Below are 14,328 nucleotides of genomic sequence, written 5' to 3' on the forward strand. Positions count from 1 at the left end.
GTGCCGCCCCGCACAGGGGCAACACCAATATACCGACATGAAAACAAGGAAAGGCCAACAAAACCAAAACCCTCACCCCAACACCACCAAAACCCGAGAAATCACCCCATCAAAACACGCACTCAGTGCCCGTCGCGCGGGTGCTCAAGCTGCGCGGCACGCCAGCGACTGGGCGGCTGCCCAAATTCCCCACTAAACCACCGCGAGAACGCACTGGGCTCGGAAAACCCCAGCCGGTCGCTAATATCGGACACCGCATGCCGCGGCTGCGCCAGATACCGCACTGCAAGCGAGGCACGCACTTCATTCACCAGCAACGAGAACTTCTCGCCATGTTGCTCGAGCTGTCGCTGCAGCGTGCGCGGCGTGAGTCCGAGGCGCGCGCTCACGGGCTCGATCGCACCCGCGCCGCGCGGCAACAAGAGATGGATCGCCCGTCGCACGTTGTCGGCGAGCGAAGTCTCGCTATAGCGCGGCTGCAGATCGAGCAGCTCTTGTGCGTAGCGCGCGAGATGGCTGTCGGCAAGCGGGTTCGCGCGATCGAGATCGCGGTGCGCCAGCACGATGCCGTCGAACTCGCTTTCGAATTCGATTCGCGATCCGAAGAAACGCCGGTGCACCTGAAGGCGCTCGGGCGCCGCATGCGCGAAATGCACGGCGCGCGGCGCGTATTGGGCGCCGAGCACGGCGCGCACGAGACTGAGCACCGCGCCGACTGTCAATTCCACGATCTCCGGCCCCGGATCCGGGCGCGCGGTGACAAGCGCGACGTGCAGCACCGCGGTGTCCTCGATCTCCTCGACCTGAACCGAGACCGAATCGCTCAACAAATGCCGGTAGAGCTCGATGCGCGCGAGCGCCTCGCGCAGTGTGGGCTGGTGTTGCAGCAAGAGGCTGAGCGAGCCGAAGTCGGAGAGCCGCCATGCCTCGCCAATGCGCGCGCCAAGTGTGCGGCACTCTGCCTGCCCGGCGCCGCCCGCCAGCGACACCTCGAACACGCGCGCAAGGCTCGTCTCGGGAATGCGCAGGTCCGGCGTCGTGAGGCAAGACAGATCGAGTCCCGCCTCACGCAGCGCGCGCACCGGATCGATGCCCGCGTGGGCGGCAATCTCCGAAAACTTGGTGAGGGACGCGCTTCGAACAAGGATGGGCATGGGGTCACATGGAGGGCTGCAAGGACGATTGCTTCGATGACGATTGCACGAGCAGGCGCCGGTAGCCGAGCGTACCGTTGCAACGGCGCTTCGTCTGTGGGGAATAACCATGAGTGCGTGCGCATGTCGTCGCGCGTCAGGTCGTGGCGCGCAGAGTCAAGCATGCGGGCCGTGCATTTCACACAATGCCATTCATGCCGGCACCGTCACGCAAATCACGCAGATCGGGCGCACGCAAACCCACTCAAAGGAGACCGCCCATGCGAGTCAAACAACTGACCTGTACCATTGGCGCCGAAGTGTCGGGCGTTCATCTCGGCGATGTCGCGCGCGACGACGCGCTGTTCGCCGAAATCAAGGCGCTGCTGCTCACGCACAAGGTGCTGTTCCTGCGCGACCAGCACATTACGCGCGCCGAGCACGTGGCATTCGCGCGCCGCTTCGGCGATCTGGAGGATCACCCGGTCGCGGGCAGCGACCCCGAGCATCCGGGCCTCGTGCAGATCTATCGCAGCGACAAGAAAGAGCACTACGAGAACAGCTATCACACCGACGGCTCGTGGCGGCCCTGCCCGCCGATGGGCGCGGTGCTGCGTTGCATCGAATGCCCCGAGGTGGGCGGCGACACGATCTGGGTCGACATGGCGGCCGCGTATCGCCATTTGCCCGAGGACATCAAGCAGCGCATCGGCGGACTGCGCGCGAAGCACAGCATCGAGCATTCGTTCGGCGCCGCGATGACGCTCGAAGCGAGAACGAAGCTCGCAGCCGAGAATCCGATGGTCGAGCATCCGGTCGTGCGCACGCACCCCGAGACCGGCGAGAAAATCCTCTACGTGAACAGCTTCGCCACGCACTTCGCGAACTTTCATACGCCGGAGAACGTCCGCTATGGGCAGGACAAGACGCCCGGCGCGAGCCATCTGCTCAATTACCTCATCAGCCAGGCCTACATTCCCGAGTATCAGGTGCGCTTTCGCTGGACGCCCAATAGCGTCGCCATCTGGGACAACCGCGGCACCCAGCACTATGCCGTGCAGGACTACTGGCCCGCGCCGCGCAAGATGGAGCGCACGGCTATCGTCGGCGACCGGCCTTTCTGAGCCGCGCGATTGCGCTTCATGGCGCCCGATTGCGTCACGCGGCCTCGTGGCTGAATCCGCGCAATCGGTGCCATCGCTGCCATCGGCTCGATTGGCGCCATCGCCTCAATCGCCGTTTTCCAGCAACCCCAGTAGTTGAGCGCGCAGCACCGCATGCTTGCGGGTGCTCGCGCTCAGCTTGCCGAACAGGTTCTTCACATGCCACTTGGCGGTGACTTCCCCCACACCGATTGCTTGCGCGATCTCCTTGTTCGAGAGATTGCGGGCCAGCAATTCGAGCACTTCGCGCTCCTTGGGGGTGAGCACCATGCTCGGCACGGCGCGTGGCGCAGCGTGCGCGCGCCGGGGCTGCCCAGCGGCCTGGGCCGTGCGCGCAGGCGTGGCCGTTGTAATGGCGGCCTGCTTGCCGCCGTCTTGCGCCGCCAGGCTGCGCACCCAGTCGGCCAGCGCGGGATGCGCATCGGCGAAAACACGCACGAGGCCGTAGGTGGCGGTCAGCCCGATCGCCTCGCGCAGCAGCGGCAGGCCGTCTTCGCCATGGACTTTGCTGGCGAGGGCGCGCAGTCCCATGATCTCGATGCGCTCGCGACCGAGCTTCATTTCGTCGGCCAGTGCCTGCGCCTGGGCAAGCTGCCCGAGCGCCCGGGCTCCGTCCTGCTGGGCAAGCGCCGTGTACGCATGGGTCATCGCCTGGCGCCACGCCACATCGCGGCGCCAGAGCGGGCCGTGCGATCCTGCGCACTGCTCGACCAGGGCGTCGAGCTGCGCGCTCAATGCACGGCATGTTTCGGCGCGCCCGTGGCCCGCGTGGATGCGCACGCGCTCCGCCAGGCTCGCGATGGACAGACGTGGCAGCTCACGCGCCATGCCGGCGGCGTGCATGGCTTCGAGCAGGTCGAGCGCGCGCCGCTCCACGCCTTGGGCTTGCGCCACGCGCGCGGCGCACAAGTAAGCGATCAGCGAAGTCTCGGCAGAGCCGGCGCGCTCGAGCACGTCGAGCCGGTTCGCGAGCAGCGCATCGGCTTCGTCCACGCCGTTGCGCTCGAACAGGGCGGCCGCCAGCACGGCCGCGAGCATGCAGGGCAGCGGATGGCGGCGGCCCAGCTCGGCTTCGGCGCTCGTCAGCGCGGGGCGCAGCACGGTCTCGGCGAGCACGGCCTGGCCTTCGCTCAGGTAGCTCAGGCCGATCACGAATTCGCCCCAGTGCGCGGCGTAGCGGTGCGCCTTGCCAAATTCGCCGCGTGGCGTGAGCTGCAGATGGCGGCGCGCGTTGGCGGGCTCGCCCTGCAGCAGCGCGGCCATTGCGAGGCGGTTTGCGTGCGTCTGGAGCCGACGCGGCTCAGCGAGCGGAGGCGGCTCGCGCCACGGCGCGAGGAGCGCGAGGAAGCGGTCGGGCTCGTCGGCGTAGTACGCCGCCACGCTCAGGATGAGCGCGCATTCGTAGCGCCGCTCGGGCGTGCAATCGGGCGCCTCGGCCATCGGCGCGACGAGCCTGCCGGCCTCTGCGTGGCGCTCGCTGAGCGCGAGCGCCCAGGCGGCGGCGAGGCGCAGGTCCGGCTGCCGGTCGAGCTCGTCCTCGGGCAGCAGCTCGAGCCATTCGAGCGCGGCAGTGAGGCGCCCCTGCATGACCGCGCCATAGAGCGAGCGGCCGGCCAGTTCGAACGCCACGTCGCGCTCGCCCGCCGCATGCGCGTGGCGTGCCGCTTCTTCATGGATCCCGTGCGCGGCGAGCCAGTGCATCGCGCGCCGGTGCAGGGCGGCGAGCTCGCCGGGCGCAAGCTCGGCCAGACGCGCGCCCAGCGCCGCGCGGGCGAGCGTGTGCAGGCGGCACCAGTCGCTGCCGTCGCTGATCATGAAGATGGGCGTGTCGCGCATGAGCCGCGCGAGTTGAGCCGGGGCCTGCGGATCGTCGAGCAGCGCGCGGCACAGGTCGGGATGCAGCATGTCGACGAGCGCGAGGCGCGTGAGGAACGCGACATCTTCGGGCGCGAGCCGCGCGAGCAGGCTGCTCACCAGATGCTCGCCTTGCTGGCCCGGCTGCCCCGACATCGCGTCGATGACTCCGCGCGGGTCGCCGCTCTTTTCCATCGCGGCAAGCGCGAGCTGCAGGCCAAGCGGCCAGCCGTCGGTGAGCTCGTGCAGGCGCGCGCAACTGTCGGTGTCCACGCGGTCGCCGAAGCGCCGGCGCACGAGCGCCAGCGTTTCATCAAGGCGAAAGCGCAGCGCTTCGGGCCCGAGGCAGACGCACTGGCCGTACGCGCTCAGGTCGTCGACGGCGGTCTCGAAGCCGCTGCGCGCGGCCACGACAATGCGCAGGTTCGCGGGTGCGTTGTGCAGCAGATAGAGCAGCGCCGCGCTGCCCACCGGCGAGAGCCGCTCGGCTTCGTCGACGATGAGCACGAGATCGAGCGCCGATTGCGAGACCTCGGCGAGCCAGCCGGTCAGGCCCTCGGTGTCGCCGGGCGCGGCGAAGCTGCTTTCGAGCAGCGTGCGCCCGAACTCGGGGCGAGCGCCGCCCACGCGCACGGCGAGCACGAGGCTGTGCAAGAAGCGTTGCGGGTCGTCGTGCGCATCGGCCGACACCCAGGCGACGGCGGCGCCGTGCGCGAGATGCTCGCGCCGCCATTGCGCGAGCAGCAGCGTCTTGCCGAAGCCGGGCGGCGCCTGGACGACGATCGCGCTCTGATTGCGCAAGGGCTCGCTGGCGAGATTCAGGCGCTCGCGCGCGAGCAGGTGGCGCGGCGCGCGCGGCGGCGTGGTCTTGAGCGTGAGTTCGGAAAACGCGGGCTGTGCGCCGCGGTTCGCGGAGGTCATCTGATGAATCGAAATAAGCCGTGGGGCCGGCGTGCCGGCGAGGTGATCTGGAGGCGCGTGCCGGCTGCGCCGCGCATGGCCGCGCCGCATGGCAAGGCCGTGCGGCTCGGGGTATCGATCGGACGATTATATGCACGGCAGCCGCTTTCCTGACAATTGGGTCGCAGCCGGGTAAGAATCGCGTCTGTGTTGGGTGGGTGCCGGGCTCCCCCTCCTGCAAGGAGGGCGCGCGGCGCGCAACCCCGTCCTACGATGAATTCAGACACGGTGTCCCGCTGGATTGGGCCGCATGGGCAGCGACACGAGCGCCGCCGCGGGATATCGACAGCTCAAGCAGCAGCAGGAACAACAAGGAGACAGAAGATGGCACATGCGATCAGGTTCCACGAGACCGGTGCGCCGGAAGTGATGCGCTGGGAAGAAGTGGACGTGGGCGCGCCCGGTCCGGGCGAGGTGCGGCTGCGCCACGAAGCGGTCGGCCTGAATTTCGCGGACACGTATTTCCGCTCCGGCCTCTATCCGGTGCCGCTGCCTGCGGGCATGGGCGTGGAGGCGGCGGGCGTGGTGGAGGCGGTGGGCGCGGGCGTGACCAACGTCGCGCCGGGCGACCGCGTCACCTACACCGGCTTCGTGAACACGCTGGGCGCCTACAGCACCGAGCGGCTGATTCCGGCGGCGCCGCTCATCAAGCTGCCCGACGCCATCGCCTGCGAAACGGCGGCGGCCATGACGATGCGCGGCCTGACCTCGGCCTACCTCATGCGCCGCATCTGGCCGCTGCAAGCCGGCGAGACGATCCTCGTGCACGCTGCGGCGGGCGGCGTGGGCCTGATCGTTTGCCAATGGGCGAAGCTGCTCGGGCTGAAGGTGATCGGCACGGTGTCGACCGAGGAGAAGGCGGCCATCGCGCGCGCTCACGGTTGCGATCACGTGATCCTCTACCGCAGCGAAGATGTCGCGAAGCGCGTGCGCGAGCTGACCGATGGCGTGGGCGTTTCGGTGGTCTACGACAGCGTCGGCCAGGACACCTTCATGGCGTCGCTCGATTCGCTCAAGCGCCGCGGCCTGCTCGTGTGCGTGGGCACGGCCTCGGGCAAGCCGCCCGCGTTCGAGCCGCAGATCCTCGCGATGAAGGGCTCGCTCTACATCACGCGCCCCGCGCTGGCCGACTATATCGCCGATCCCGCGGAGAAGGCCGCGCTCGCCGAGGAGATCTTCGGCCACGTCGCGGCGGGGCGCATCAAGATCGAGATCAACCAGCGCTACGCGCTGCAGGACGCCGTGCAGGCGCACCACGACATCGAAGCGCGCAGGACGACGGGCTCGTCCGTCTTCACGATCTGAGGCCGCCATCATGAGAGTCGAGCAACTGACCTGCGCCATCGGCGCGGAACTGGTGGATGTGCATCTGGGCGATGCGGTGCACGACGATGGCTTGTTCGCAGCGATCAAGGCGGCGCTGCTCGAGCACAAGGTGCTGTTCCTGCGCGACCAGAAGATCACGCGCGCCGAGCACGTGGCCTTCGCCCGTCGTTTTGGAGAACTCGAGGGTCATCCGGTGGCGGGCAGCCATCCCGAGCATCCGGGCCTCGTGCAGATCTACAAGACGCCCGAGCAGCCGAACGACCGCTACGAGAACTCGTGGCACACCGACGCCACCTGGCGTGCCGCGCCGCCGATGGGCGCGGTGCTGCGCTGCGTGGAATGCCCGCCGGTGGGCGGCGACACCATGTGGGCCAACATGGTGCTCGCCTACGAGAACCTGCCGCAGCACGTGAAGGACGAGATCGCGGACCTGCGCGGGAGCCACAGCATCCAGGCGAGCTTCGGCGCGGTCATGCCGATCGAGAAGCGCCTCGCGCTGAAGGCGCAGTACCCGGACGCCGAGCATCCGGTGGTGCGCACGCACCCGGAGACGGGCAAAAAGGTGCTGTTCGTGAACGGCTTCACCACGCACTTCGTGAACTATCACACGCCGGCGCGCGTGCGCTACGGCCAGGACGGCAATCCGGGCGCCGCGCAACTGCTGCAGTACCTCATCAGCCAGGCGTACATCCCCGAGTACCAGGTGCGCTGGCGCTGGCGGCCGGACAGCGTGGCGATCTGGGACAACCGCAGCACGCAGCACTACGCGGTCATGGACTACCCGCCGTGCCACCGCAAGATGGAGCGCGCGGGGATCATCGGCGACGTGCCGTATTGATCTGATTGGCCGCTACCCGAGACAAGAACCCGACACTGGAGGAAGACATGCAATTTTTCGACGATTCGCTGCACCCGGAGAACATGGAGAAGGTGGTCATCACGGTTGCGCCGTATGGCCCGGAGTGGATGCCGGAGGACTTCCCCGAGGACATTCCCGTCACCATGGACGAGCAGGTGCAAAAGGCCGTGGACTGCTACAACGCGGGCGCGACAGTGCTGCATCTGCACGTGCGTGAGCTGGACGGTAAGGGCTCCAAGCGCCTCTCCAAGTTCAACGAACTGATTGCGGGCGTGCGCGCGGCGGTGCCCGACATGATCATCCAGGTGGGCGGCTCGATCTCGTTCGCGCCGGAAGACGACGGCCAGGCCGCGAAGTGGCTCTCGGACGACACGCGCCACATGCTCGCGGAGCTCGAGCCGAAGCCCGACCAGGTGACCGTGGCGATCAACACCACGCAGATGAACATCATGGAGCTGCTCTACCCCGAGTATCTGGAGGGCACCTCGCTCGCGAACCCGGCGCTTCAGGCGGCCTACAGCGAAATGACGGTGCCCGCCGGGCCGCAGTGGCTGGAAGAGCATCTGCGCCGCCTCCAGGCCTCGGGCATCCAGCCGCATTTCCAGCTGACGGGCATCCACGCGCTGGAAACGCTCGAACGCCTCGTGCGCAAGGGCGTCTACCGCGGGCCGCTGAACCTCACGTGGATCGGCATCGGCGGCGGCTTCGACGGCCCGAACCCGTTCAACTTCTTCAACTTCGTGCATCGCGCGCCCCAGGGCTGCACGCTCACGGCGGAGTCGCTGCTCAAGAACGTGCTGCCGTTCAACATGATGGCGATGTCGATGGGCCTGCATCCGCGCTGCGGCATCGAGGACACGATCATCGGTCAGCATGGCCAGCGCATGACCTCGGTGGAGCAGATCGAGCAGTGCGTGCGCGTGGCGCACGAGCTCGGGCGCGAAGTCGCCTCGGGCAAGGAGGCGCGCGAGATCTACCGCATCGGCACGTTCTACAAGGACGCCGATGAAACGCTGGCCGCCTGCGGCTATCTGCCGAACCGCAAGCCGGCGGGCCTGGGTCTCGTGAAGTCGGCGGCGTGAGCATCATGCGCCAGGAACCCACCATCGTCATCGTTCCGGGGCTGCGCGACCACGTCGCGCAGCACTGGCAGACGCTGCTCGAAGCGCGCTTGCGCGCGCAGAACCGGCCGGTGGCCGCCGTGCCGCCCATGGGCCGCGACGATCTCGATTGCGCGGCGCGCGTCGAGGCGATCGAAGCCGTGGTCGCGCGCATCGAGACGCCCGTGATCATCGTGGCGCACAGCGGCGGCTGCGTGATGGTCGCGCACTGGGCGCAGCGCTATCCGCGTGCGATTGCCGGTGCGCTGCTGGCGGCGCCGCCGGACTTCGAAGTGCCGATGCCCGACGGCTATCCGACACTCGAAGCGCTCGACGCGAGCGGATGGCTGCCGGTGCCGCGCGCACCGCTGCCGTTCGCCTCGATCGTCGCAGCGAGCCGCGACGATCCGCTCGCCCGCTACGAACGCGTGCTCGAACTCGCGCGCGTGTGGCGCAGCGAGGTGGTCGATCTCGGCAACGTCGGCCATCTGAATCCGGCCAGCGGGTTCGGCGAATGGCCCGGCGCCGACGACCTGATCGCCGCGCTCGTGCGGCGCGCGCAGGCGCGCGGCATGGCAAACGATGCATCCCGACAAGGCGAGCCGCAAGACGCGCTGGACGCGTCGCGCCGCGCCTGACCCCCGCCCGCTCACGCGCCTCGCTTCAAGGCGCGTGAGCGGACGCCGGACCCGCTGCACTTTCGCGAGGAGAACGCGATGGAGCTGGAAGGAAAGGCAGCAATCGTCACCGGCGCTGGCCGTGGCGCAGGCGTTGGCATCGCGCGCGTCATGGCGCGCGAGGGCGCACGCATCGCGGTCGTGGACCGCGACTTCGACGCCGCGCAGCAGGTGGCGGCGGCGCTCGTCGCGTCCGGCGCACACGCGCTCGCGATTCGCGCGGACGTCTCGAAGAAGGCCGATGCGCAAGCCATGGCCGAGCAAACGCAAGAGGCGTTTGGCGCCATCGATATCCTCGTGAACAACGCGGGCGTGGGCGGCACGGCTTCGTTCATGCGCGACGTCACCGAGGAAAACTGGGACCGCGTGATGGACGTGAACGCCAAAGGCATTCTGTTCTGCTGCCAGGCGGTGCTGCCGGCCATGACGGCGCGCGGCAAGGGCAAGATCGTCAACATCGATTCGATCGCGGGCATGCGCATGGCGTTCTTCAGCAGCGTCGAGTACACCGCTTCGAAGCATGCGGTCACGGGGCTCACGCGCCATCTCGCGTGGGAGCTCGCGGACCTGCGCATCAACGTCAATGCCGTCTGCCCCGGCGGCATCCTCACCCCCGCCATCGAGACCTACGCCACGCCCGAGCGGCGCGCGGCGATCGTCGAGCGCGTCGTGCCGCTCGGACGCTTCTGCGCGCCGGAAGACATCGGCGAAGCGGTGTGCTTTCTCGCGAGCGAGCGCGCCGATCTCATCACGGGGCAATTGCTCGCCGTCGACGGTGGCGCGCTCACGGGATACGGCGAGGACTTGCGCGCGGTGCTGCGCAAGCGAGTGAGCGAAACGCAGGCCCAGGCGCAGACCCAGGCCCAAGCCCAGGCAAGATCGGGCTGACGCCCGCGCCCACCACAGCATCAAACAAAAAATACACATTCGGAGACAACAATGCAGACGCAAGAACCGCAGTTGCGCGGCAAGGTCGCCATCGTGACCGGCGCGGGCAGAGGAATCGGCCGGGCCATTGCGCTCGCCTATGCGCGGCAGGGCGCGGCGGTGTGCTGCGCGGCGCGCTCGCTGGGGCAGGTGCAGGAGACGGCCGCGCAGATCGCAGCCGAGGGCGGCCGCGCGCTGGCCGTTGCCACGGACGTGACCGACTTCGCGAGCGTCGAGCGCATGGTGGGCGAAGCCGAGCAGGCGTTCGGCGGGCTCGACATCGTCGTGATGAATGCGGGCGTGGGCGGCGGCCAGCAGACGGTCGAGGCGAGCGACCCGCAAACGTGGCGCGCGACCATCGAGGTGAACCTCATGGGCGCCTACCACTGCGCGAAGGCCGCGCTGCCCGCGCTCAAGCGGCGCGGTGCCGGCAAGATCATCGCGATAGGGTCCGGTCACGGGCAGCGTGGCAGGGCCGGCGTTTCCGACTACGCTTGCTCGAAGGCCGGACTCTGGATGCTCACGCGCGTGCTGGCCCAGGAACTGGCGCCGCACAACATCAGCGTCAATCAACTGATTCCGGGCCCGGTGGTAACCGAGATGACCGGCGACCTGCTGGCGCGCAACACCTTCGAAGGGGAATGGGTAAAGTCCCCCGAAGACGTCGCGCCGCTTGCGGTGTTTCTTGCCGCGCAGCCCGAGCCGGGGCCAACCGCGCAGAGCTTCAGCCTGATGCGCCGCGACGCGTGATGCGTCTGGCGGCTAGACCGCATCGATAAATATCCAAGGAGACAAAAGTGGGAATGCATGTGACCGCCGCGCTGGGAGACGCCCCCGCGGGCGCACCGTCCGTATCCAGGGCCTATGCCTGGAGTGTCTTCGCACTGACCTTCGGCCTGCTGCTTGCCGACTACATGTCGCGCCAGGTGCTCAATGCCGTCTTTCCGCTGCTCAAGGCCGAATGGCTGCTCACCGACACACAGTTAGGATCGCTGAGCAGTGTGGTGTCGGTGATGGTGGGTCTGCTCACCTTCCCGCTCTCGATTCTTGCGGACCGCTGGGGCCGGGTGAGAAGCCTCGTCCTCATGGCCGTGCTGTGGAGCTTCGCCACGCTTGCCTGCGCGGTCTCGGCGAACTATGGGCAGATGTTCGCGGCGCGCTTCTTCGTGGGCGTGGGCGAGGCCGCATACGGGAGCGTCGGCCTCGCGGTCGTGCTTAGCGTCTTTCCCGTGCACCTGCGCGCCACGCTCTCGGGCTCGTTCCTCGCGGGCGGCGCTTTCGGCTCCATGCTGGGGATGGCGTTGAGCGGCATCGTGGCCGCGCATTTCGGCTGGCGCTGGTCGTTCGCCACGATGGCGGTGTTCGGCCTCGTGCTCGCCGTGATCTATCGCCTCGTGGTGACCGAGCGGCGCCTCGCGCCCGAGCGCGCGCTTGCGGCCGGCGGCGTCTCGCGCGCCGCGCGGACCCGCTTCACGCCGCGTGGACTCGCGCAAGCGCTGTTCGCCTCGAAATCGGTCGTCTTCGCGTATCTGGGCTGCGGCGTGCAACTGATCCTGCCCGGCGCAATGTTCGCGTGGCTGCCGAGCTATCTCGTGCGCGCCTATGCGATGCGGCTCGACCATGCGAGCGTGCTGGCCGCTGCCTTCGTGCTCACCTCGGGTATCGGCATGATCACGTGCGGGGTACTGACCGACCGCATCAGCCGCCGCAACCCGGCCCGCAAGTGGACGATGGCGGTGACCTATTGCGCGCTGGTGGGCGTGGCGATGGCCACGGCGTTCCACCTGCCGCCGGGGCCGTTGCAACTCGTGCTGATCGGCATCGGCATGTTCCTCGCCTCGGGCGTGTGCGGCCCGACCGGCGCACTGGTGGCCGAACTCACGCCGCCCTCGATTCACGCGACGGCCATGGCGCTCTGGGCGCTCGCCAATAACCTGCTGGGTCTTGCAGCGGGCCCGGTCATCGCGGGCATGATCGCCGACCGCATGGGGCTGCACGTGGCGCTGGAATGGATCCCGTTCGCGGCGATCGGCTCGGCGCTGCTGTTTATGCTCGGCAAGCGCCGCTACGGGGACGACCTCGCACGCATCGCGGCGCCGCAGCGCGAGGCATGAGCACGACAGAAAAAAGCAGCAGCAATCGAAGTAGCGAACCACAACAAGACAACAACAAAAAAAGCCAACGAGCCGTTGAATAGAAGGAAGACAGCGGGCCCAAAAGAAACAGGCGGCCTTGACAATAGTTTGGAGGAGACAGCATGAAACGGAAGTTGAGCGTCGTGGCCGTACTCGCGGTCATGGCTGGCGCGGCGCACGCGCAATCGTCGGTGACGCTGTTCGGCGCCATCGATACGGGTCTGTTCTATCAGAGCACGGGCGCGACATCGTTCGCGTCGAACGCGAAGAATCTCGGCCACGTCTTCGCGTTGAAGGACGCGGGCATCTATGCCAGCTTCTGGGGCATCAAGGGCACCGAGGACATCGGCGGCGGCTACAAGGTCAATTTCCGGCTGCAAGGCGTGTTCAACAGCGGCAGCGGCAAGCTCGGCCTCGCGGACACGACCGGCGGCACGGCCATCTTCAACCAGCAGACGACCATTGGTGTTTCGGGGCCGTTCGGCTCGATCGACGCGGGGCGGCAGTACACGCCCATGATCTACGCGATGGCGGACACCGACGTGCGCGCCGCGCAGTACTTCGGCAGCATCTTGAGCGCGTGGCTCGGGCTGAATCAGGCGGGAGGGTGGGGCGGCACCAACACGAACGTGCCGATTGGCGCGCTGTACGACAGCAATGCGATCGTCTATCAGTCGCCGAAGTTCTACGGCGCTTCGCTTGGGCTCGAATATGCGCCGGGCGGCGTGCCCGGGCAAATCCAGGGCGGCACGCGCGAGTCGGCGGTGCTCAGGTATTCGAACTATGGCCTGAACCTTGCCGCGGTCTACTACAACGCCCACGATACGAACCTGCCGGCCACCACGCCGGCCACCGGGCTCGACAATAACCGCTTCTACTATCTGGGCGCGAAATACACGTTCCACTCGCTTTCGGTATCGACTTCCTATGGCATTGGCAAGAATCCGTCGAACGCGGGCCACTCCGACTACGAGATGATTTCGGGCGGCCTGGGCTACCAGTTCACGCCCTTCTTCAAGATCACCTCGGGCTTCTATTATCTGAAGGACCGCAACAACTCGGCGAACCATTCGAGCGAATACGCGCTCGGGGCGGAATACGGCTTGTCCAAGCGAACCCTGGTTTATGCGCAAGTGGGCTACGTTGCGAACCACGGCACGATGAACCAGACGATCACCTACGGCGAGCCCGTCGCGCCCGGCGTTTCGACCACTGCGGCGATGCTCGGCATCCGCCATACCTTCTGATCTCGCTGTTCGGCTAACCGGAGCGTTTCCATGATGAATAAAAAAGGATTCCTGCGTATGGGTGTGGCTGCCTCGGTCGCTGCGATGCTGGCAAGCGCGCCAGTGGGCGTCTGGGCACAGGGTAGCGAGACGGCGGGCGCATCGGCGGCGCCCGCCGCACCTGGAGCACCCGCTGCATCCACGCCGAAAGAGGTGAGAAAGGCCAACCGCGCGCTGAGCCGCAAGGTGTATGCGGCGCTGGCGAAGCACAAGGAGATCGAGGCCGGGAGCATCAGCATCGTGGCGCGGGACGGCGCCGTGACGCTCAACGGCACGGTCACGGACGCCTCCCAGATAGACACCGTGGCCGCCATCGCGAAGACCGTGCCCGGCGTGAAATCGGTGACCAACCGGCTTTCGGTGCAGCGGCCTATTGGCGAATAAGGGAATAGGGGAATAGGCGAGTAGGGGGTAGGCCAGCAGGTCGGCGACCCAGCAGAGCGTTTCTCCAGACGAAGAACCGGCGCGCGCGTGCGCGCCGGTGTACCCACGCCCGAACGAGGACATCCGCATGACGACAGACACCCAATCCCAGGCCTCATCCACGCCGGTTTGCGACACGATGCGCGAGCGCGGCGCCTGGAACCCGCTTTGGGATCCCTTCGCCCAGCTCGACGCGGCATGGACCGAGAAGTTCATGGCGCTGGCCGTCGTGCCGCACGAGGTGCTCGACCCCAAGACGATCGAGTTCCTCTCCATCGCGGTCAATGCCGCGTGCACGCACATGTACGCGCCGGGCGTGCGCCGGCATATTCGGCGCGCGCTCGATCTGGGCGCGACGCCCGAGGAAATTGTTGCGGTGCTGCAGGGCGTGGTGACGCTCGGCATCCATAGCATGAGCCTCGGCGCGCCGATCCTGCTCGAAGAGCTCGAACGGCGCGGCCAGCGGCCTCGCGGGGCGTAGGCAG

Annotated in this window: 14 protein-coding genes; 12 read left to right on the forward strand and 2 right to left on the reverse strand. The window is 67.6% G+C overall.

Annotation, left to right across the window (positions count from 1 at the left end):
- Positions 1–122: 122 nt before the first annotated feature.
- On the reverse strand, positions 123–1,154 hold the full coding sequence (locus tag EYW47_RS37250; RefSeq protein WP_133199810.1) for an AraC family transcriptional regulator: 1,032 nt from the start codon (positions 1,152–1,154) through the stop codon (positions 123–125).
- A 260-nt stretch (positions 1,155–1,414) separates the two neighbouring features.
- On the opposite strand from EYW47_RS37250, the gene EYW47_RS37255 reads away from it, so the two are divergent.
- Positions 1,415–2,257 (forward strand): TauD/TfdA dioxygenase family protein, encoded by an 843-nt coding sequence (locus EYW47_RS37255; RefSeq protein ID WP_133199811.1) that lies wholly within the window; start codon positions 1,415–1,417, stop codon positions 2,255–2,257.
- A 105-nt stretch (positions 2,258–2,362) separates the two neighbouring features.
- Here EYW47_RS37255 and EYW47_RS37260 read toward each other — a convergent pair whose 3' ends face one another.
- Positions 2,363–5,071: a winged helix-turn-helix domain-containing protein gene (locus EYW47_RS37260; RefSeq protein WP_133199812.1), complete on the reverse strand. Its 2,709-nt coding sequence runs from the start codon at positions 5,069–5,071 to the stop codon at positions 2,363–2,365.
- Positions 5,072–5,074: 3 nt separating this feature from the next.
- Here EYW47_RS37260 and EYW47_RS41190 point away from each other — a divergent pair, with 3 nt between their 5' ends.
- The 11 genes from EYW47_RS41190 (at position 5,075) to EYW47_RS37310 (ending at position 14,324) form a co-directional block, all read left to right on the forward strand.
- A complete protein-coding gene (locus tag EYW47_RS41190) occupies positions 5,075–5,224 on the forward strand; it encodes a hypothetical protein (RefSeq protein WP_165976786.1) in 150 nt (49 codons plus the stop codon).
- Positions 5,225–5,434: 210 nt separating this feature from the next.
- A complete protein-coding gene (locus tag EYW47_RS37265) occupies positions 5,435–6,415 on the forward strand; it encodes a quinone oxidoreductase family protein (RefSeq protein ID WP_133199813.1) in 981 nt (326 codons plus the stop codon).
- 10 nt (positions 6,416–6,425) lie between these two features.
- Positions 6,426–7,274 (forward strand): TauD/TfdA dioxygenase family protein, encoded by an 849-nt coding sequence (locus tag EYW47_RS37270; RefSeq protein WP_133199814.1) that lies wholly within the window; start codon positions 6,426–6,428, stop codon positions 7,272–7,274.
- A gap of 47 nt (positions 7,275–7,321) precedes the next feature.
- Complete coding sequence (locus tag EYW47_RS37275; protein ID WP_133199815.1) at positions 7,322–8,377, forward strand: beta-keto acid cleavage family enzyme; 1,056 nt, start codon at positions 7,322–7,324, stop codon at positions 8,375–8,377.
- Positions 8,378–8,382: 5 nt separating this feature from the next.
- Complete coding sequence (locus EYW47_RS37280; RefSeq protein WP_133199816.1) at positions 8,383–9,033, forward strand: RBBP9/YdeN family alpha/beta hydrolase; 651 nt, start codon at positions 8,383–8,385, stop codon at positions 9,031–9,033.
- 78 nt (positions 9,034–9,111) lie between these two features.
- Positions 9,112–9,960, forward strand: a complete 849-nt coding sequence (locus EYW47_RS37285) for an SDR family NAD(P)-dependent oxidoreductase (RefSeq protein ID WP_133199817.1) — start codon at positions 9,112–9,114, stop codon at positions 9,958–9,960.
- Between the two features lie 51 nt (positions 9,961–10,011).
- Positions 10,012–10,749 carry an SDR family NAD(P)-dependent oxidoreductase gene (locus EYW47_RS37290; protein WP_133199818.1) on the forward strand — a complete coding sequence of 246 codons (738 nt, stop codon included), beginning with the start codon at positions 10,012–10,014 and terminating at the stop codon, positions 10,747–10,749.
- Positions 10,750–10,802: 53 nt separating this feature from the next.
- Positions 10,803–12,113, forward strand: a complete 1,311-nt coding sequence (locus tag EYW47_RS37295) for an MFS transporter (RefSeq protein WP_133199846.1) — start codon at positions 10,803–10,805, stop codon at positions 12,111–12,113.
- A gap of 143 nt (positions 12,114–12,256) precedes the next feature.
- Positions 12,257–13,381: a porin gene (locus EYW47_RS37300; RefSeq protein ID WP_133199819.1), complete on the forward strand. Its 1,125-nt coding sequence runs from the start codon at positions 12,257–12,259 to the stop codon at positions 13,379–13,381.
- A gap of 30 nt (positions 13,382–13,411) precedes the next feature.
- A complete protein-coding gene (locus EYW47_RS37305) occupies positions 13,412–13,804 on the forward strand; it encodes a BON domain-containing protein (RefSeq protein ID WP_377785344.1) in 393 nt (130 codons plus the stop codon).
- 127 nt (positions 13,805–13,931) lie between these two features.
- Positions 13,932–14,324 carry a carboxymuconolactone decarboxylase family protein gene (locus tag EYW47_RS37310; protein ID WP_133199820.1) on the forward strand — a complete coding sequence of 131 codons (393 nt, stop codon included), beginning with the start codon at positions 13,932–13,934 and terminating at the stop codon, positions 14,322–14,324.
- Positions 14,325–14,328 lie beyond the last annotated feature (4 nt).

Source organism: Paraburkholderia silviterrae (genome assembly GCF_004353915.1).
Classification (GTDB): domain Bacteria; phylum Pseudomonadota; class Gammaproteobacteria; order Burkholderiales; family Burkholderiaceae; genus Paraburkholderia; species Paraburkholderia silviterrae.

Coding starts and splice junctions, on each gene's coding strand:
- EYW47_RS37280 (WP_133199816.1), top strand. CDS start 8,383: ATGCGCCAGGAACCCACCATCGTCATCGTTCCGGGGCTGCGCGACCAC.
- EYW47_RS37285 (WP_133199817.1), top strand. CDS start 9,112: ATGGAGCTGGAAGGAAAGGCAGCAATCGTCACCGGCGCTGGCCGTGGC.
- EYW47_RS41190 (WP_165976786.1), top strand. CDS start 5,075: ATGAATCGAAATAAGCCGTGGGGCCGGCGTGCCGGCGAGGTGATCTGG.
- EYW47_RS37290 (WP_133199818.1), top strand. CDS start 10,012: ATGCAGACGCAAGAACCGCAGTTGCGCGGCAAGGTCGCCATCGTGACC.
- EYW47_RS37305 (WP_377785344.1), top strand. CDS start 13,412: ATGATGAATAAAAAAGGATTCCTGCGTATGGGTGTGGCTGCCTCGGTC.
- EYW47_RS37275 (WP_133199815.1), top strand. CDS start 7,322: ATGCAATTTTTCGACGATTCGCTGCACCCGGAGAACATGGAGAAGGTG.
- EYW47_RS37270 (WP_133199814.1), top strand. CDS start 6,426: ATGAGAGTCGAGCAACTGACCTGCGCCATCGGCGCGGAACTGGTGGAT.
- EYW47_RS37310 (WP_133199820.1), top strand. CDS start 13,932: ATGACGACAGACACCCAATCCCAGGCCTCATCCACGCCGGTTTGCGAC.
- EYW47_RS37255 (WP_133199811.1), top strand. CDS start 1,415: ATGCGAGTCAAACAACTGACCTGTACCATTGGCGCCGAAGTGTCGGGC.
- EYW47_RS37300 (WP_133199819.1), top strand. CDS start 12,257: ATGAAACGGAAGTTGAGCGTCGTGGCCGTACTCGCGGTCATGGCTGGC.
- EYW47_RS37250 (WP_133199810.1), bottom strand. CDS start 1,154: ATGCCCATCCTTGTTCGAAGCGCGTCCCTCACCAAGTTTTCGGAGATT.
- EYW47_RS37295 (WP_133199846.1), top strand. CDS start 10,803: ATGCATGTGACCGCCGCGCTGGGAGACGCCCCCGCGGGCGCACCGTCC.
- EYW47_RS37265 (WP_133199813.1), top strand. CDS start 5,435: ATGGCACATGCGATCAGGTTCCACGAGACCGGTGCGCCGGAAGTGATG.
- EYW47_RS37260 (WP_133199812.1), bottom strand. CDS start 5,071: ATGACCTCCGCGAACCGCGGCGCACAGCCCGCGTTTTCCGAACTCACG.